This is a genomic window from Mesorhizobium sp. HAY1-8B (assembly GCF_056868045.1).
On record NZ_CP200321.1, the window covers coordinates 6,531,962 to 6,549,808 of the forward strand.

Here is a 17,847-nt window from a genome sequence, read left to right on the forward strand (position 1 = left end):
CCGTACGAGTGCCCACCTCATCGTTGGCGAATAGCTCAGTGTTAAATCTTCACAAACCGATAGGCGAAGCGATCGGTCTCGCCCTTGATCGAAGGATCGAACACCTTGATCGAGTGCGCATCATCCTTGTTCGCGAGTATGGTGCTTTCCGCGTCCAGTACGAAGCCGGCCGCCACCACCTCGTCGCGGACCGATGCAGGGTCGATCCGATGCAGCGACTGGGTGTCGCTCGTGCCCGACCCAGCGGCGGCGGCGTGGTCGACGATGACGTAGCACCCACCGGGCTTCAGCCGCTCGTGGACGGCTCGATTGAAGTCGGCCGCCGTCGCGCCCCTCTTCTGGATCAGGGCGGTGTGAAGATCGTGGTAAAACAAGTGCAGCCACAGGACATCCGCTGGCTGCGTGGCCCGCGGCATCGCCACGAGGTCCGCCGAGACGACTTCGACGTTCTCTCGGCCCGGCTCCTTCGCAAGCGTCCGCATGCGGCCGACCGGATCGTTCTTGAAGTCGGCGACTTCGGCCGGCACGAAGCTGTAGACCCGACCTTCGGGTCCCACGACGTCGGAGAAAAGGCGCGTCCAGTCGCCGTCACCTGGGTAAACGTCAATGACAGTGGAGCCCGCATCGACACGTGCGAACCGGATCAATTCGGATAGCTTGGATTGGTCGTACATCGGTATCCCCTTTATGGTTGGGCATTAGACGAGCGCGCGGGCGCGTCCATCCACGCGGCACGCGCCAGTGCTTGCGTGTCGACGTATTCCCGGATGTTGGTCAGTCTGCCGTCCCGGACGGTGATGGCGAAGATCCAGTCATCCTCGAACGCCTTGTTCGTGGCTTTCATCCTTCCCCTAGCGAAGCCGACGACGAGGACCCGGTCTCCTTGCGCCACGAACTCCCGGGCTTCCGTGGACGTTTCTATCGACTTCGATGCTGTCTCAAGCAAATCCGCCAGCCCGGCGTGTCCGTGGCGCGTTCCGGCCAGCGGCCAGTCTTCGCCCGGAATGATCCACTCGATGTCTTCGGCGACCAGCGTCAGCAGAGCCTCGATGTCGCCGCGGCCGATCGCGGCGAAGAAGTCCTTCACGGTCTGGATGTTCTCCTCGATGCTCATGGGAATTTCTCCATTTCGCACGGATCGCATCGCGCTCGATCCGATCCGTGCATTGTGGCCCTGCCGGTTGGCACGTCGTGTTCCTCAGTCGAACTTGACAAGGTCCTTGAAGATCAGTTGACCCCAGCTGTTTCCGCGCGCCTGGACCAGCAGCCCACCTTCCGACAGCCCGCCAAGTTTGATCGGCGAGAAACCGAGCTTTTCCGCAAGCGCACCAACCTCCTTTGCGGCAGCGTCATCGTCGCTCGCCAGGAACACGACTCTCCTGCCACCATGCACGGCCGGATCCTGGTCAAGGACGGCAGCGATCAGATGGTTGAAGCCCTTGACTAGTTTTGCACCTGAGAATGCCAGCGCGATGAACTTGGAAGAAGGCTGTCCCCCAGTTTTTCAGGAGGCACGCCGTAGGCATTGGTCACATCGATGATGGTCTTCCCCTGCCAGGTGGCGAGCGCCTTCGCGACCTCCGGGTGCGACTCGAAACGGACAGCCAAAAAGATGATGTCCGCCTTGACCGCGTCCGCCAGCTTTTTGGGAATGACCGTGGGGCCGATCGCGGCCGCATCGGCTGCAAAGCTTTCCGGGTCGCGCGTCGTTGCAACGGACACGTCGATGCCCTTGCGGGCAAACGCCTTGGCCAGAGCCTTGCCGATATTGCCGAAGCCGATAATTGCGTAACTCACAATGTTTCTCCTATCTTGTGTGGAACTAAAGTTTGAGAAGCGGGGTCACTACTGGCGGGGCTGAAGGCCGGCCACGGGACCGCGCCGGGCTCAAACCTGCGCCATGCCTCCATCAACGGCGAGATCCACACCGGTGATGTAAGAACTCTCATCGGAGGCGAGGAACGTGACAGCAGCCGCGATTTCCTCTGGTTTGCCCCTGCGACCCATTGGGATCTGGGAAGCAAACTGGGCGACCGCTTGTTCGGCTTGCTCAGGGGTAAGGCCCGTTGTTGTCGCCAAGGCGGGGGTCTCGATTGCTCCGGGGCTCATCGTATTCACTCGGATTTTGCGGTCTTTCAGTTCTAGGGTCCAAGCGCGCGAGAAGTTGCGCACTGCCGCCTTACTCGCCGCGTATGTGCTGAACCCCGGCAACCCCAGCACGTTCGAAACCGAAGAATTCAGGATAATCGAACCGCCGTCTTTGAAGAGGGGAAGGGCCTTCTGCACAGTGAAGAACAGCCCCTTCACGTTCACGTCGAAGGTCTGGTCAAAGTGGGCCTCAGTAGCCGCTGCGAGCGGTGCGATTGTCCCCGCGCCAGCGTTCGCGAAGAGAATGTCGATGTGACCATGTTTCTCTTTCACGATGGCAAAGAGCCGGTCCAGATCTTCCAAGCGTGACACGTCGCCCACGACCGTCGTAACATTAATCTTGATGAAGGCTGCGGCCTCCTTCAGCTCTTTCTCTCGTCGCCCGGTGATTACGACGTGTGCACCTTCTTCTACAAAGCGCTTGGCCGTCGCCAAGCCAATCCCGCTGCTTCCGCCTGTGATGACTGCAACCTTACCTTCGAGTTTTTTCATAATATTTCACCTTTGTTCGTGTGTTTTGTTTTGTCGTAAAGTTTGAGAAGCGTGGTCCCGCATGGGAGTCAGAGTTGTGCCAGGCCGCCATCGACGGCGACTTCGCTGGCGGTCATGAAGCTGCTGTCCGACGACGCGAGAAAGGCAGCCACCGCCGCGATCTCCGCAGGATCGGCCATCCGCTGGAGCGGAGTCATCGCGCCGTAGGCCTTCTGGCCCTCCTCGCCCAGCGCTTCCTTCGCGAGTTCAGTCGCCGTCGCCCCGGGCGACAACACATTGACCCGGATGCCGGTGCCCTTCAGGTCCTCCGCCCAGGTCCGCGCGAGATTGCGCACGGCCGCCTTGCTCGCGCTGTAGGCAGTGAATGCCGGGGCACCCGTGGTGCCGGCGCTCGATCCGGTCAGGATGATCGAACCGCCCGAGCCCATCAGCGGCAACGCCTTCTGGACCGTGAAGATCGTGCCCTTCACATTGGTGTCGAAGGTTTCGTCAATGTGCTCGGCGGTGATCTTGCCGAGCGGAAGCGGGCCTCCGGCCCCGGCATTGGCGAAGACGATATCGAGGCTTCCACGCTCGGCCTTCACGGCCGCGTAGAGTCGGTCGAGGTCGGCCTCATCCGAGACCGAGCCTTTCACCCCGCGGGTATTGGGCCCAAGGTCCGCCACAGCGGCGTCGAGCGCTTCCTGTCGGCGGCCGAAGATGAAGACGAACGCGCCCTCCTCTACGAATCGCTTTGCAGCCGCGCGGCCGATGCCGGTAGCGCCGCCGGTGATGACGGCGGTCTTTCCATTCAATCTGGTCATGACTTGCATCCCTCCAGGCTTCCGCCTTGGTCATTCGGGAACGCCCCGAGGCCTTGAAGATGGGTCTGCTAGGGTCAGGCGTTGAGTGAGGAAGCGCGCACATCGGTGGTGCAAAATCGATCCGGCATGGCCCAACGGCAGCCGCGACGATAAGGTTCCGCCGTTCGGAAATGCGGCCCGCTCGTAGACATGTTACGATAACCGCCCTGTACTGCTGTAGGATAGGTTAGAATTTTGGACGGCGCACCGCGCGGTGCGGGATTGCACCATGATCGGCTGGGATGACGTTCGCTACTTTCTTGCCGTCGCACGCGGAGGCTCGGTGCGGGCCGCCGCCAAGCACCTCGGCGTCAACCACGCGACCGTGCTACGACGCATCGCCCAGCTTGAAGAACGCCTCGGGGCGCAGATGTTCGAAAAGCTGCCTTCGGGCTACCGCCTGACGGCTGCGGGGGAGGAGGTTCTCGAGCTCGCGGAGCGAATGGAAGCGTCGTCGCACCAGCTGGAGACGCGCGTTTTCGGTCGCGACCAGAGCGTGCGCGGGCTTCTGCGGGTAACGTTGGCTCCGACCCTCGCGACACACCTGCTCATGCCGGACTTCGCCGATTTCGCGCGTCTGCATCCGGACATCGAGATGGAAATCTTGTCGTCCGGCGAGCTGGCAAATCTGACCAACCGAGAGGCCGACGTGGCGATCCGCGTCGTTTACGACCGCAAAACCCTGCCGCTCAATCTCCACGGTCTGAAGGGACCGGAGCTGTTCGGCGGCGTCTACATATCCCGGGATCGACTAGCCGCATGGCGTTCGGGCGCGCCTGATCCCATCCGGTGGATCGTCATAAGCGTTCATGGAATCCCGGACTGGGCTCACGAAGGTGAGGTTCGCACCGCCGAGGTTCCGTTCAGGGTCACGGACGGCGAGGCGCAGATCGTCGCGGTGCGGCAGGGGCTCGGGATGACGACACTGCCGTGCTTCATCGGCGATGCCGACCCCCTACTGGTGAGGGTGCCGGGCACCGACCTGCACATGTACGGAACGCTCTGGCTTCTCACACAGGGCGAGACACGCAAGACGAAGCGCGTGCGGCTCTTCACCGAATTCATATCCCGCAGGCTCGCGGCATACGCGCCGCTTCTCACGGGGCTGTCCGTACCGCGCGACTGACGCGCGGCAGGTCGCCGGCGACGCTTGCCGTGGATACAATTGCACCCTGCCCCGAATTTGGGCCGGAGACGAAGCCGCTGCGCGGGATGGGCGCGTGGGGTGAGGTAGGCGTCTTAGCCTTTCAAAGGCTCCATCGGGTCCGACGAGAAGTCTGGTGACGGCGCCAGACCTCCGCTCCCTTATGGGCGCATTCAGCTTCGCCGTCCCCCGCGAGTCCGCTCAGACCATAGCGCCATCAGCCAACCCTAGTTGACGCTGACATACGCGCCTAGCCTATTCACCCGGAAGAACGCGCACCGAAAGCCGGAGTTGGTTTCCTCCTGAATTTCATCCATTGCCTGGGGCGTCAGCCAGCCACCGCGCACCCGATGTCCATTCGGGCAGCGGCGCCAGGCTACGCGGTTGAGCTGCTTCCACCACAGGACTGATCTATCTCGCAGCAGGCGCGAAGCATAGCGTGCGCCTTCTCGAAAGCCTGGGTTTCTAAGCGCGTCACGATCGTTCAGATACGCTACCCGCTTTTAAGTCTTGTTTGATGCATATCGCTCAGCCAAAACCACTACGCACTTTTGGGCGACATGCATCGGCACGCTTCATGGAAAGGTTTTGCCCAGGCCAATCCCGTGGCGCTGATGCCTATCCAAAGTGCTGACCGAGCTATGGGCGCCACCTGCGAATGCGAAGCATGATCGGCTGCATTGCCTTCTGCAATCGCTCGCTGGATAGTCCCGGCAATGTTCGACACCATTGCGACTCACTGGACCCAAATCCTGGCAATCATCTCGGTGGTGATGGCGACCGTCGGCATCGCCCACGCCGTCATGACCAAGGAGGATGTCCGGGCCGCCACCGGCTGGGTCGGCGTGATGGTGCTGTCACCGATCCTCGGCGTGCTGATCTATGCCGTGGCCGGCATCAACCGCATTCGCCGCGCCACGATCACCGCGCAGCGCCCGCTTGCCGGCGATGCGGTGGCCGCCAAGCACGAGGGTGACGTCGCTGCCGAAGAGGCGCTCATTGTCGAACGGTACGGGCAGCGCTTCACCGGTCTGCGGACGCTGGGCGACAGGGTGGCGCGGCGCGCGCTCAACCCAGGCAATGCCATCGACGTACTGGAGACCGGCGACGAGGCCTATGCCGCCATGTGCGCGGCGATCGATGGCGCCGAACGCAGCCTCCTGCTCGAGACTTACATTTTCGACAATGACGCCGTCGGCCTGCTTTTCGTCGAATCGCTGGCCGGTGCCGTCCGGCGCGGCGTCACCGTTCGCGTGCTGATCGACGCCGTCGGCGCCCGCTATTCCGTCCCCAGCATCCTGAGTCATCTGCGCAAGGCCGACATTCCCGCCGACGTCTTCAACGGCAACATCGTCATGGGCCTGCGCTTGCCTTACGCCAATCTCAGGACCCACCGGAAGATCCTTGTGGTCGACGGCACGGTTGCCTTTACCGGCGGCATGAACATCCGCAAGGCTTTTTCCGCCGAGTTCGCAGGCTCCAACAGCGCAAGGGACACGCATTTCAAGGTCACCGGGCCTGTCGTCGCCGACCTGTTCTCGGTTGCCGCCGAAGACTGGCGTTTCGCCACCAACGAGGCCCTGAAGGGCGATGCCTGGCGAATTGCGCCGCTGTCGCCGCCACCTGGCCAACCGATGCTGGTGCGGGCGGTTGCATCCGGGCCTGATGCCAGCAATGAGACCAACCACAAACTGCTGATCGGTGCGTTCTCGGTCGCGCGCAAGTCGATCCGCCTGATGTCGCCCTATTTCCTGCCGGACCGGGAGCTGATCAGCGCCTTGATCACCGCCGCCCGACGCGGCGTCGAGATCGATGTCGTGGTGCCCGCGGTGAACAATCTCTTCCTCGTCGACCGCGCCATGACCGCGCAATTCGACCAGATCTTGAAGAACTATTGCCGCATATGGCGCACGGGAGGCCCATTCGACCATTCCAAGCTGCTTTCGATCGACGGCGTGTGGGCCTATGTCGGCTCGTCCAATCTCGACGCCCGGTCGTTGCGGCTCAACTTCGAGATCGATCTGGAGGTCCTTGACGCGGGCTTTGCCCACGAGATCGAAACCCGGATTGGATCGGCAATTGAAACGGCCATCCCTGTCACTCTGGACTCCTTGCGGGCCCGGCCCTTCATCATCCGGCTGTTCGACCGTATCCTATGGCTGGGATCACCCTATCTCTAGAGAGGCCTGACTTAAACAAAACGACGTGTTTGGCGGATAGTTTGAGGTCGATCATGGAACATAGGCGCAAAGACTCTATTTGAAGTGCATGGTGAAGGCAGCAGAAATGGCAAGCACACGATGCGAATGAACGGACGCAGCCTTCCGGCAAGCGTGCTTTTGACCATCCGTGACCGGCGGATGCGGAAGGCAAACGCAGCCGCGCACAAGGCGACCGCCGCCACTGGCACGCTGGTCGCTTCCTACAATGTCCATAAATGTATCGGTGTCGACCGGAAGTTCGACCCTGAGCGGACCAGCCGCGTCATCCGCGAAATCGACCCCGATGTCATCGCCCTGCAGGAGGCGGACAACCGTTTCGGCGACCGTGACGGCCTCCTGGATCTGCCCCGCCTCGAGCGGGAAACCGGCCTCGTGCCGGTGCCGATTTCGGCCACAGGCAAGGGTCACGGCTGGCACGGCAATGTCCTGCTGTTCAAGAAGGGTGTCGTCCGTGACGTGCATCAGATCAGGCTTCCGGGCCTGGAACCGCGCGGCGCGGTGGTGGCGGAGATCGACCTCGACGGAAACCGGACATTGCGCGTCATCGCCGCCCATCTCGGCCTGCTGCGCCATTCACGCTCCCAGCAGGCTCGCGTCGTGCTGGACATCATGAGCAGCGCCGATGAGAAGCCGACCCTGCTGCTTGGCGACCTTAACGAATGGCGGCTTGGAAACCGCTCCGCGCTCAACACGCTGCATGCGACTTTCGGGCCGCAACCGCCGGCGGTCCCCACCTTCCCCTCCAACCTGCCGCTCTTGGCGCTCGACCGGATCATGACCAATCGGCACGGAATGATAGCGGCGGTCGAAGCGCACGATACGCCGCTATCGCGCGTTGCCTCCGATCATCTGCCGCTCACAGCCTTCGTGCGCCTGGATCATATGGTTTCGGCCGATCACACCACAATGACTAGAGCATGATGGCGAAAAGTGTGAAGCGGTTTTCGGACGACATCATGCTCTATCTCCTTGATTTAGAGCCGGATTCACATTTCAGGTCGGCTCGGCCTGAAATCATCCGGCTCTAGGCGTCGCAAAGCGTGTGGATTTACAGTGGAACGCTCGGTTCTTCAGCGAGTTGATACGTCGAGTTTAAGTCCTGAACTCGCAGGAGGACGAAATGAAAAAATTGATCTTAGCTTCCCTTTTGGCATTGACGGCGACAGCGGCAGTCATTGCACCAACGCAAGCTGCTAGCGTGATTATCCAGTCCGACGACGGCAACCGATATTCACCGGATGATGAGTCCGATAATGGCGGCGTTATTGTTCGCCGGCACCATGACCGCCGCTACGACAATCAGTATGATGGCGACCAGAACGTCCAGTATGACAATAGTGGCCAATACCGGCGCCACCACCGGCATCACCGCTGTCACACCGAAACGGTCGTGCATTGGCGCCATCACCACAGGGTGATCGAGGACGTTCGCGTCTGCGGCTAAAACCTCGGCTTGCTCGGTTCCGCCAGAACCTGCTCCTCGGCGGCGAGTGAGCACCGCGAAGGGTCTGGCATAGCCACGGTTCTTACATCGACGTGGCTATGCCGCATTGCACAATTTCGCGGCCTTGCCCACAATGCGGGCATGGTCCGATCCTCCCTAGCCGTCCTGGTGATCGACGAAAATCGCATCCGTGCCTCGATCATCGAGGCGGGACTGCGCGAGGCTGGCCATGAACGGGTCACCATCATCCATGACGTGACCGGCATCGCGCGGCGGATCGCCGAGATCGAGCCGGATGTCATCGTCATCGACCTCGAAAACCCCAACCGCGACATGCTCGAGAACATGTTCCAGCTGTCGCGTGCCGTGAAGCGGCCGATCGCCATGTTCGTCGACCGCTCGGACCAGGCCTCGATCGAGGCTGCGGTCGATGCCGGCGTGTCCGCCTATGTCGTCGACGGGCTCAGGCAAGAGCGCGTCAAGCCGATCCTCGACATGGCGGTGAGCCGCTTCAATGCTTTCTCGCGCATGGCGCGCGAACTGGAAGAGGCACGCAGCGAGCTCGAGGGCCGCAAGGTCATTGACCGCGCCAAGGGCATATTGATGAAGTCGCGCGGCCTCTCCGAAGAAGCCGCCTACACGCTGTTGCGCAAGACGGCGATGAACCAGAACCGCAAGATCAGCGAGATCGCCCAGAGCCTGGTGACTGCCGCCGGGCTGCTCGGACCGGCGGAGGACGAATGAGCATGGGTGCCGAGCATCAGATCACCGCCGGCTTCATGCCGCTTTTCGACAGCGCCGTGCTGGTCGCGGCAAGCCAGCTTGGCTTCGCCGCGCGCGAAAGCATAAATCTCACGCTGCACCGCGAGACGTCCTGGGCCAACATCCGCGACCGTATCGCCATCGGCCATTTCCATCTCGCGCATATGCTGGGGCCGATGCCGCTCGCCTGCAATCTCGGGCTGACGCCGCTCGCGTCCGAAACCATCGTGCCCTTCTCGCTCGGGCTTGGCGGCAATTGCGTCACCATTTCCAACGCAGTCTGGGCCGGCATGGCCGCGCATGGCGCGGAACCCGATCTTGATCCGGCGCTAGCCGGGGCGGCACTTGGCGGCTTCATCCGCGAGCGGGCGGCGGCCGGTCGCGAGCCGTTGCGCTTCGCCGTCGTGCATCCCCATTCCGGGCACAACTACGAACTGCGCTACTGGCTGGCCGCCTGCGGCATCGATCCCGACCGCGAAATCGAGATTGTCATCGTACCGCCGCCCTTCATGGCCGACGCGCTGGCCACTGGGCGCATCGACGGCTACTGCGTCGGCGAACCCTGGAACAGCGCCGCGGTGGCCGCCGGCACCGGCCATATCGTCACCGTCAAGGCGCAGATATGGCGCAACAGTCCGGAGAAGGTGATCGGCGTGCGCAAGTCCTGGGCGGACGAGAATCCCGAGGCTCTGGCCGCGCTGCTGCGTGCACTGCATCATTCGGCGCGCTGGTGCCAGGATCCGGGCAACCACACCGAGCTGGCCGCCCTGATGGCGCAGCCCGCCTTTCTCGGCCTGCCGCCGGCCGTGCAGATGCCGATCCTGACCGGTCATCTCCGATTGGGTGGCGGAGCGGAACGAGATGTTGACGACTTCTTCCTGCCCTTCGACAAGGCAGCGAACTTTCCGTGGAAGAGCCATGCGCTGTGGTTCTACACGCAGATGGTGCGCTGGGGGCATGTGGCACACACGCCTGAAAATCTCGCCATTGCGCGCGACTGCTACAGGCCCGACCTCTACCGCGCGGCGCTGAAGCCGCTCGGCGTGGCACTTCCCGGCGCCAACGCCAAGGTCGAGGGCGCGCTCAAGGTCGCCACCGCGGTCGGCGCGACCGGGGCGGGCCTTGTGCTCGGTCCCGACGGTTTCTTCGACGGCCAGATCTTCGATCCCGACGAGATCGACGCCTACATTGCCGGTCAGAAATCGGCCCGCGAGGAGGCCTGATCATTACAGCGACACTTTTGTGCATTGCACAAAAATTGTGCGTTCGATGGCTCCGATGAACAATCTTTGACCCGCGCGGCCTGCGGGGCCCCGCGGCGATGATCGCTTTGCATCACTGATTTCATTGATTTTTTTCCTGCCGCCCGAAACTGGCACGGTTCCTGCTTTGGAGTGATCGAGCCCTTCTGGGGCACTCGAACAGGCGTCCAATGGCGGGCGCCCACAGGCAAAGCTGCCGCTCAGGTCAAGACGCGATCCGGATTTCCGGGCGCGAAGACCTGGCCGGCGGCTTTTTTGTTTTGGCCGATACGCAATCGACGGCGCTGATCCCAGGCGGCGTCAACTGGAGACGACGATGGCAATACAGATCGGAACTGTCACCACCCTCAAGGATTTCACACGCCGCGATTTTCTGGCGAGCAGCGCGCTGACAGCGGTGCTGTTCACCGCCGCGCTCCTGCTCCACTCCGCCGGCTCCAAAACTGACGGCAAGGGTCCTGAAGTGACAGCGCAGAGCTCGGTTTCATCCAGCTCCCTGATGCAGCACCGCTGATAATTGCAACGAACAGACAGGCGCGGTGCCTCCCACGCCGCAAACCGGAGCCGACCATGACCTTAAATCTCCCAGCCGAGCCCAGCCAGGACAATGCTCCCCGGCAGGCGCTCGCAATGTCCACCATCGCCTTCACCGTCTGCTTCGCGGTGTGGACGATCTTTTCGATCATCGGCGTGCGCATAAAGCAGGAGCTTGGGCTGAACGAGACTGAGTTCGGCCTGCTCGTCGGCACGCCGATCCTGACTGGTTCGCTCGTGCGCATGGTGCTCGGCGTCTGGACCGACCGCTATGGCGGGCGGCTGGTCTACACGGCGACCATGCTTGCCGCGGCGGCCGCGACCTTCCTGCTGGCCTTTGCGCATACCTATGGGCAGATGCTGGTCGCAGCGCTTGGCGTCGGGCTCGCCGGCGGCTCATTTGCCGTTGGCGTGTCCTATGTCTCGCGCTTCTTCCCCGCCGACCGGCAGGGCACGGCCCTTGGCATCTTCGGCGCCGGCAATGTCGGGGCCGCGGTCACCAAGTTCCTGGCACCCTTCGTGCTTCTCTCCTGGGGCTGGCAGTCGGTCGCGCTGATCTGGGCGGCCGCACTCGTCGTCATGGCCGCCATCTTCTGGCTCGCCACCAGCGACGATCCGGTCATCCGCGAGCGCCGTGCCGGCAAGGCAGCACCGACCAGAAGCTTCTGGCAGGAATTCGCGCCGCTCAAGAACCTGCAGGTCTGGCGCTTCGCCTTCTACTACTTCTTCGCCTTTGGCGCGTTCGTGGCGCTGTCGCTGTGGCTGCCGCGCTACCTGATCGGCGTCTACGGCTTCGGACTTGCGACCGCCGGCATGATCGGCGCCGCCTATTCGATTCCCGCGAGCGTCTTCCGCGCCTATGGCGGCGTACTTTCCGACCGGATCGGCGCCCGGACCGTGCTCTATTCGACCTTCGCCGTCAGTGCCGTCGCGACTCTCGTTCTGTCTCTCCCCTCGGCAGACTACGTCGTGCGCGGCATCAGCGGGCCGATCGCCTTCCATTTCGAGATCGGCCCGCTCGCCTTCATCGCCGTTGCCTGCGTGCTTGGCTTCTTCATGAGTCTCGGCAAGGCTGCGGTCTACAAGCACATTCCCGCCTACTATCCGCAGAATGTCGGTGCTGTAGGAGGCGTCGTGGGCATGATCGGCGGGCTCGGCGGCTTCATCCTGCCGATTGCCTTCGGCGCCCTCAACGACCTCACCGGCGTCTGGTCGAGCTGTTTCATGCTGCTCTTCGTCATCGTCGTCGCCTGCCTTGCCTGGATGCATGTCTCCATCCGCCGCATGGAGCGTGCGGCATCTGCTGAAGCTTCACCCCTTTCCTACGCGGCTGAGTGAGACTGGATATGACCGAGAAACTCGTCATCATCGGCAACGGCATGGCTCCCGGGCGCATGCTGGAGCATCTGCTGGAAAAGGCGCCTGGCCGCTACCAGGTCACCATCTTCAACGCCGAGCCGCGCGTGAACTACGACCGCATCATGCTGTCGCCTGTTCTGTCGGGTGAGAAGGATTATGAGGAGATCATCATCCATGGTGACGGTTGGTACATCAAGCACGGCATCACCCTCTACAAGGGCCACAAGATCGTTGCCATCGACCGGCAGGCCAAGACCGTTACCTCCGATCATGGCGTCACAGAGCCTTACGACAGACTGGTCATCGCCACCGGTTCGGTGCCGTTCATCATTCCGGTGCCCGGTCACAATCTGCCCGGCGTGCTGACCTACCGCGATCTGGACGATGTACGCGCCATGATGCTTGCCGCCCAGTCGCGGGCCAAGGCCGTGGTCATCGGCGGCGGCCTGCTCGGGCTGGAGGCGGCGGCCGGACTGAATGCGCAAGGCATGGACGTCACCGTGCTGCATGTCATGCCGACGCTGATGGAGCGTCAGCTCGATCCAGCCGCCGGCTACCTGCTGCAGCGCGCGGTGGAGCAGCGCGGCATCAAGGTCATCACCAAGGCCAACACGCAGGCAATCAGCGGCAACGGCAAGGTCGAGCAAGTGGAACTCGCCGACGGCACCGTCATTCCGGCGACGCTGGTGGTGATGGCGGTCGGCATCAGGCCGAATGCGGCACTGGCGAAAGAGGCGGGCATCGCCGTCAACAGAGGCATCGTCGTCGACGCCGGCATGCGCAGCAACGACCCCGACATTTACGCGCTCGGCGAATGCGCCGAGGTCAACGGCATGGTCTACGGGTTGGTGGCACCCCTCTACGAAATGGCGCGCGTTGCGGCGAGCCAGCTCGCCGGCGACGAGGCTGCCGCCTTCGTCCATTCCGACACGCCGACCAAGCTCAAGGTCACCGGCATCGACTTGTTCTCGCTTGGCGACTTCGCCGATGGCGACGACCGCCAGGAGATCGTGCTGCGCGATGCTTCGGCCGGCGTCTACAAGCGCTTGGTGCTCAAGGACGACCGCATCATCGGCACGGTGCTCTATGGCGAAACATCAGACGGCGCCTGGTTCAACGATCTGAAGAAGAAGCAGACCGATATTTCGGAGATGCGTGACACGCTTATTTTCGGTCAGTCATACCAGGGGGGTGCCCCGCTGGACCCTATGGCGGCCGTTGCAGCCTTGCCGGATGATGCGGAAATCTGCGGCTGCAACGGCGTTTGCAAGGGAAAGATCACTGGCGCGATCACGGGCAAGGGCCTGACCTCGCTCGACGATGTGCGTGCCCACACCAAGGCATCGGCCTCCTGCGGCTCCTGCACGGGATTGGTCGAGAAGCTGATGGTGCTGACCCTTGGCGATGCGTACAACCCCGCCGCCGTGCAGCCTATGTGCTCCTGCACCACGCTCGGCCATGACGAAGTACGCCGGCTGATCAAGGCCAAGCACCTGAAGACCATTCCCGCCGTCATGCAGGAGCTGGAATGGAAGACCTCCTGCGGCTGCGCCAAATGCCGGCCGGCGCTCAACTACTACCTCGTCTGCGACTGGCCGGATGATTACGCCGACGACTACCAGTCGCGCTTCATCAACGAGCGCGTCCACGCCAATATCCAGAAGGACGGCACCTATTCAGTGGTGCCGCGCATGTGGGGCGGCGTCACCAACGCCGCCGAACTGCGCGCCATCGCCGACGTTGTCGACAAGTTCGAGATCCCGATGGTCAAGGTCACCGGCGGTCAGCGCATCGACATGCTCGGCATCCGCAAGGAGGACCTGCCGGCGGTGTGGGCCGATCTCGGCCAGGCCGGCTTCGTCTCCGGCCACGCCTACGCCAAGGGCCTGCGCACGGTGAAGACCTGTGTCGGCTCGGACTGGTGCCGCTTCGGCACGCAGGATTCGACGGGGCTCGGCATCCGCATCGAAAAATTCATGTGGGGCTCATGGACCCCGGCCAAGGTCAAGATGGCGGTGTCGGGCTGTCCCAGGAACTGCGCCGAGGCGACCTGCAAGGATGTCGGCGTCATCTGCGTCGACTCTGGCTACGAGATCCATTTCGCCGGCGCCGCCGGCCTCGACATCAAGGGCACCGAAGTGCTCGGCCTTGTGAAGACCGAGGATGAGGCGCTGGAGCACATCGTGGCGCTGACACAGATGTACCGCGAGCAGGGCCGCTATCTCGAGCGCATCTACAAATGGGCCAAGCGCATCGGCATCCCCGAGATCAAGCGCCAGATCATGGACGACGATGCCAAGCGCAAGGCCTATTACGACCGCTTCGTCTTCTCCCAGAAATTCGCCCAGGTCGACCCATGGTCGGAACGCGTCTCCGGCAAGGACAAGCACGAGTTTCGGCCGATGGCTTCGGTCGGGTTTGCCGAGGCGGCGGAGTGAGCGCGTGTTCCCAAAAAGAGGGAACCGGTTTTCGGTCGAGAACACGCGCAAAAAGGGAATTCACATGAATTGGATATCGATCGGCACCATCTCCGACATCCCCCGTCGTGGCGCGCGCTGCGTCGCCACTCCGCAAGGTAAGGTCGCCGTCTTCCGCACCCAGGACGATCAGGTCTTCGCCATCGACGATCACTGCCCGCACAGAGGCGGTCCACTGAGCCAGGGCATCGTCCATGGTGCGGCGGTGACCTGTCCCTTGCACAATTGGGTGATCTCGCTGGAGACGGGCAAGGCGCTCGGCGCCGACGAAGGCGTGGTGCGCACCATCCCGGTCAAGGTCGAGGGCGAACGCCTGTTCCTGGCACTGGAAGCGCTGGCGAGCCATGCGGCCTGAACACATGCAGATTGACGAGGCACGCGAGGTGAGGACCACCTGCCCCTATTGCGGGGTGGGCTGCGGCGTGCTGGCCAAGGTCCCCGCGGACGGGCAGGTGTCTGTCCGCGGCGACCCCGATCATCCCGCGAATTTCGGCCGGCTCTGCTCCAAGGGTTCCGCGCTGGCCGAGACGATCGGCCTCGACGGCAGGTTGCTTCATCCCGAAATCCACGGCCGCCGGACAGGCTGGGATGAGGCGCTCGACCTCGTCGCTTCGACCTTCTCGCAAACCATCGCCGAACACGGCCCGAATGCGGTCGCCTTCTATGTCTCGGGCCAATTGCTGACCGAGGATTATTACCTCGCCAACAAGCTGATGAAGGGCTTCATCGGCTCGGCCAACATCGACACCAATTCTCGCCTCTGCATGGCCTCGTCCGTCGCCGGCCACCGCCGCGCCTTCGGCTCCGACACGGTGCCGGGAACCTACGAGGACCTTGAACTCGCCGACCTCATCGTGCTGGTCGGCTCCAACCTTGCCTGGTGCCACCCCGTGCTCTACCAGCGCATCGCGGCGGCCCGGGAAAAACGGCCCGGGATGAAGATCGTGCTCATCGACCCGCGCCGCACCATGACCGCTGACATAGCTGACATGCATCTGGCGATCGCGCCCGATGGCGACGCCGCTTTGTTTACCGGCCTTCTCGCCTGGCTCGGCCAGCACAATGCGCTCGACCGCGCCTATATCACGGCGCACACGACCGGCTTCGGCCAAGCCCTTTTCGCTGCCTCCACGCTCGATCTTGCCGGTGTTGCCACGGCCACCGGCCTTAGCGAAGACGAGCTTGGCCGTTTCTATAGCCTGTTTGCCGCGACCTCCAGGACAGTGACGGTCTACAGCCAGGGTGTGAACCAGTCGTCGTCGGGCACCGACAAGGTCAATGCCATCATCAACTGCCATCTCGCCACCGGCCGCATCGGCAAGCCGGGAGCCGGGCCGTTCTCCGTGACCGGCCAACCCAACGCCATGGGCGGCCGTGAGGTGGGCGGCATGGCGAATATGCTCGCCGCCCATATGGAGATCGACAACGCCGAGCACCGTGACCGCGTGCGGCGCTTCTGGAACGCGCCTGATATCGTGCAAAAACCCGGGCTGAAGGCCGTCGAGATGTTTCAAGCCGTGGCCGACGGCCGCATCAAGGCGCTGTGGGTCATGGCCACCAACCCGGTCGATTCGATGCCGGACGCCGACGCCGTCGAAGCGGCAATCAAGGCTTGCCCGTTCGTCGTGGTGTCGGACGTGCTGGCCAGCACGGACACGGTGCGCCACGCCCATGTAAGGCTGCCGGCCACGGCCTGGGGCGAAAAGGACGGCACCGTTACCAATTCGGAACGCCGCATCTCGCGCCAGCGCGCCTTTCTGCCTCCGCCCGGTGAGGCGCGGCCCGACTGGTGGATTGTCGCCGAAGTGGCGCGACGGATGGGGTTTGCCGAGGCGTTTACCCATACGGTCCCTGCTGAGGTTTTCGCCGAGCACGCCGCGCTGTCCGGCTACGAGAACGATGGCGCGCGGGATTTCGATATCGGCGCCTATGGCGGTGTTGACGCTGCGGCTTACGAGGGATTGACGCCGTTCCAATGGCCGGCACCGGCCTTACCCTCCCCCTTGGGTGGAGGGTCGGCTCGCTGGTTGAGCGAAGCGAGACAAGCGAGCCGGGGTGGGGTCGGTGGTGAAGTCTTGACGTCTCGCGGTAACCAAGTCGAGATTGTCGCCGGCGACCCCCTCTGGCCTGTTCGCTTCTTCGCCAACGGTGGCTATTTCACACCCGACCGCAAAGCCCGCTTCATAGCCATCCGTCCCATCGCCGAAATCCGCGCCACCCCCGACTTCCCGCTCATCCTCAACACCGGCCGCATCCGCGACCACTGGCACACCATGACGCGCACCGGCAAAAGCCCGCGTCTTTCCCAGCACATCGCCGAGCCCTTTGTCGAAATCCACCCCGTGGACGCGCAGCACCACGGCATCGACGACGCCGACATCGTGCGTATCTCCAGCCGACGCGGCGATGTGCTGGTCCGCGCCCTGATCACGTCCCGCCAGCGCCAGGGCAGCGTCTTCGCACCAATGCACTGGACCGACCAGTTCGCGGCAAGGGGCCGGCTCGACGCGCTGACCGCGCAGCTCGTCGATCCGGTCTCAGGCCAACCCGCGCTGAAACACGTCGCCGCACGCATGGAGAAATTTGCCGCCAAGGCTTTTGGTTTTGCCGTGACACGGCAACGCCCCGCGACCATTACCGCAGACTATTGGGCGCTTGCCCGCTGCAAGGGTGGCTGGCGGGTAGAGCTTGCCTTCGCTGACGACGGCATCGACTGGACGGGCTTTGCCCAATCCCTGTTCGCCACGTCACCCGATGCTCAGATGCTCGCCTATCACGACCGCGACGCCGGCCGGCATCGCATCGCCGCCTTCGACGGTGAGCACCTCGTGGGCGCCTTGTTCGTCGCGCCTGGCCCGGTCGCGGTGTCGCGTGGCTGGGCGGCCGAACAACTCGAGGAGGTTTACGCCAGCCAGCGTGAACGCTTCCGGATCGTCGCCGGCCGCGCCGGTGCCGACCGGCCCGATGCCGGCGCCGCCGTCTGCTCCTGTTTCAACGTCGGCGCCAACCAGATCGTGGCGGCAGTGACAGCCGGCTGCGCCACCGTCGAAGCCATCGGCGGTGCGCTGAAGGCCGGCACCAATTGCGGCTCCTGCCGGTCTGAGATCCGCGCCCTCATCCAGGCCAATCGCGTCCAGGCCGCCGAGTGAGCCGCCCCCCTC

General features: G+C 63.3%; 15 protein-coding genes and 1 pseudogene. 11 read left to right on the plus strand and 5 right to left on the minus strand.

Annotation, left to right across the window (positions count from 1 at the left end; translation table 11 throughout):
* Positions 1–41: 41 nt before the first annotated feature.
* The 5 genes and pseudogenes from AC1VON_RS31445 to AC1VON_RS31465 form a co-directional block, all read right to left on the minus strand.
* Positions 42–674, minus strand: coding sequence for a class I SAM-dependent methyltransferase (locus AC1VON_RS31445; protein WP_483126004.1), 633 nt, complete (start codon positions 672–674; stop codon positions 42–44).
* An 11-nt stretch (positions 675–685) separates the two neighbouring features.
* Entirely contained in the window at positions 686–1,114 is a 429-nt protein-coding gene (locus AC1VON_RS31450; protein WP_483126005.1) for a nuclear transport factor 2 family protein, read from the minus strand.
* 84 nt (positions 1,115–1,198) lie between these two features.
* Positions 1,199–1,797: pseudogene (locus AC1VON_RS31455) on the minus strand (NADPH-dependent F420 reductase).
* A gap of 90 nt (positions 1,798–1,887) precedes the next feature.
* Entirely contained in the window at positions 1,888–2,640 is a 753-nt protein-coding gene (locus tag AC1VON_RS31460; RefSeq protein ID WP_483126006.1) for an SDR family NAD(P)-dependent oxidoreductase, read from the minus strand.
* Between the two features lie 68 nt (positions 2,641–2,708).
* The gene (locus AC1VON_RS31465) at positions 2,709–3,443 is read right to left on the minus strand and encodes an SDR family NAD(P)-dependent oxidoreductase (RefSeq protein ID WP_483126007.1); all 735 of its coding nucleotides are present in this window, start codon (positions 3,441–3,443) and stop codon (positions 2,709–2,711) included.
* A 268-nt stretch (positions 3,444–3,711) separates the two neighbouring features.
* Between AC1VON_RS31465 and AC1VON_RS31470 the strand changes: the two genes are divergently transcribed.
* The 11 genes from AC1VON_RS31470 (at position 3,712) to AC1VON_RS31520 (ending at position 17,835) form a co-directional block, all read left to right on the plus strand.
* On the plus strand, positions 3,712–4,608 hold the full coding sequence (locus AC1VON_RS31470; RefSeq protein WP_483126008.1) for a LysR family transcriptional regulator: 897 nt from the start codon (positions 3,712–3,714) through the stop codon (positions 4,606–4,608).
* A gap of 734 nt (positions 4,609–5,342) precedes the next feature.
* Positions 5,343–6,806, plus strand: coding sequence for a phospholipase D-like domain-containing protein (locus AC1VON_RS31475; RefSeq protein ID WP_483126009.1), 1,464 nt, complete (start codon positions 5,343–5,345; stop codon positions 6,804–6,806).
* A 120-nt stretch (positions 6,807–6,926) separates the two neighbouring features.
* Positions 6,927–7,769: an endonuclease/exonuclease/phosphatase family protein gene (locus AC1VON_RS31480; RefSeq protein WP_483126010.1), complete on the plus strand. Its 843-nt coding sequence runs from the start codon at positions 6,927–6,929 to the stop codon at positions 7,767–7,769.
* A gap of 199 nt (positions 7,770–7,968) precedes the next feature.
* Positions 7,969–8,292 carry a hypothetical protein gene (locus AC1VON_RS31485; protein WP_483126011.1) on the plus strand — a complete coding sequence of 108 codons (324 nt, stop codon included), beginning with the start codon at positions 7,969–7,971 and terminating at the stop codon, positions 8,290–8,292.
* A 141-nt stretch (positions 8,293–8,433) separates the two neighbouring features.
* Positions 8,434–9,036, plus strand: coding sequence for an ANTAR domain-containing response regulator (locus AC1VON_RS31490; RefSeq protein ID WP_172348816.1), 603 nt, complete (start codon positions 8,434–8,436; stop codon positions 9,034–9,036).
* Positions 9,037–9,038: 2 nt separating this feature from the next.
* Positions 9,039–10,277 (plus strand): CmpA/NrtA family ABC transporter substrate-binding protein, encoded by a 1,239-nt coding sequence (locus tag AC1VON_RS31495; protein WP_483126407.1) that lies wholly within the window; start codon positions 9,039–9,041, stop codon positions 10,275–10,277.
* A 355-nt stretch (positions 10,278–10,632) separates the two neighbouring features.
* Complete coding sequence (locus AC1VON_RS31500; RefSeq protein WP_483126012.1) at positions 10,633–10,830, plus strand: hypothetical protein; 198 nt, start codon at positions 10,633–10,635, stop codon at positions 10,828–10,830.
* A gap of 56 nt (positions 10,831–10,886) precedes the next feature.
* The gene (locus tag AC1VON_RS31505; protein ID WP_483126013.1) at positions 10,887–12,188 is read left to right on the plus strand and encodes an MFS transporter; all 1,302 of its coding nucleotides are present in this window, start codon (positions 10,887–10,889) and stop codon (positions 12,186–12,188) included.
* 8 nt (positions 12,189–12,196) lie between these two features.
* Positions 12,197–14,647, plus strand: coding sequence for a nitrite reductase large subunit NirB (gene nirB, locus AC1VON_RS31510; protein WP_483126014.1), 2,451 nt, complete (start codon positions 12,197–12,199; stop codon positions 14,645–14,647).
* A gap of 64 nt (positions 14,648–14,711) precedes the next feature.
* Positions 14,712–15,041, plus strand: a complete 330-nt coding sequence (nirD, locus tag AC1VON_RS31515; RefSeq protein ID WP_172348812.1) for a nitrite reductase small subunit NirD — start codon at positions 14,712–14,714, stop codon at positions 15,039–15,041.
* 4 nt (positions 15,042–15,045) lie between these two features.
* Positions 15,046–17,835, plus strand: coding sequence for a nitrate reductase (locus AC1VON_RS31520; RefSeq protein WP_483126015.1), 2,790 nt, complete (start codon positions 15,046–15,048; stop codon positions 17,833–17,835).
* The last annotated feature ends 12 nt before the right edge of the window (positions 17,836–17,847 follow it).

What these genes read in the sequence shown, in the direction of transcription:
- AC1VON_RS31445 (WP_483126004.1), bottom strand. Translation starts at nt 674, where the DNA reads ATGTACGACCAATCCAAGCTATCCGAATTGATCCGGTTCGCACGTGTC.
- AC1VON_RS31450 (WP_483126005.1), bottom strand. Translation starts at nt 1,114, where the DNA reads ATGAGCATCGAGGAGAACATCCAGACCGTGAAGGACTTCTTCGCCGCG.
- AC1VON_RS31460 (WP_483126006.1), bottom strand. Translation starts at nt 2,640, where the DNA reads ATGAAAAAACTCGAAGGTAAGGTTGCAGTCATCACAGGCGGAAGCAGC.
- AC1VON_RS31465 (WP_483126007.1), bottom strand. Translation starts at nt 3,443, where the DNA reads ATGACCAGATTGAATGGAAAGACCGCCGTCATCACCGGCGGCGCTACC.
- AC1VON_RS31470 (WP_483126008.1), top strand. Translation starts at nt 3,712, where the DNA reads ATGATCGGCTGGGATGACGTTCGCTACTTTCTTGCCGTCGCACGCGGA.
- AC1VON_RS31475 (WP_483126009.1), top strand. Translation starts at nt 5,343, where the DNA reads ATGTTCGACACCATTGCGACTCACTGGACCCAAATCCTGGCAATCATC.
- AC1VON_RS31480 (WP_483126010.1), top strand. Translation starts at nt 6,927, where the DNA reads ATGCGAATGAACGGACGCAGCCTTCCGGCAAGCGTGCTTTTGACCATC.
- AC1VON_RS31485 (WP_483126011.1), top strand. Translation starts at nt 7,969, where the DNA reads ATGAAAAAATTGATCTTAGCTTCCCTTTTGGCATTGACGGCGACAGCG.
- AC1VON_RS31490 (WP_172348816.1), top strand. Translation starts at nt 8,434, where the DNA reads ATGGTCCGATCCTCCCTAGCCGTCCTGGTGATCGACGAAAATCGCATC.
- AC1VON_RS31495 (WP_483126407.1), top strand. Translation starts at nt 9,039, where the DNA reads ATGGGTGCCGAGCATCAGATCACCGCCGGCTTCATGCCGCTTTTCGAC.
- AC1VON_RS31500 (WP_483126012.1), top strand. Translation starts at nt 10,633, where the DNA reads ATGGCAATACAGATCGGAACTGTCACCACCCTCAAGGATTTCACACGC.
- AC1VON_RS31505 (WP_483126013.1), top strand. Translation starts at nt 10,887, where the DNA reads ATGACCTTAAATCTCCCAGCCGAGCCCAGCCAGGACAATGCTCCCCGG.
- nirB (WP_483126014.1), top strand. Translation starts at nt 12,197, where the DNA reads ATGACCGAGAAACTCGTCATCATCGGCAACGGCATGGCTCCCGGGCGC.
- nirD (WP_172348812.1), top strand. Translation starts at nt 14,712, where the DNA reads ATGAATTGGATATCGATCGGCACCATCTCCGACATCCCCCGTCGTGGC.
- AC1VON_RS31520 (WP_483126015.1), top strand. Translation starts at nt 15,046, where the DNA reads ATGCAGATTGACGAGGCACGCGAGGTGAGGACCACCTGCCCCTATTGC.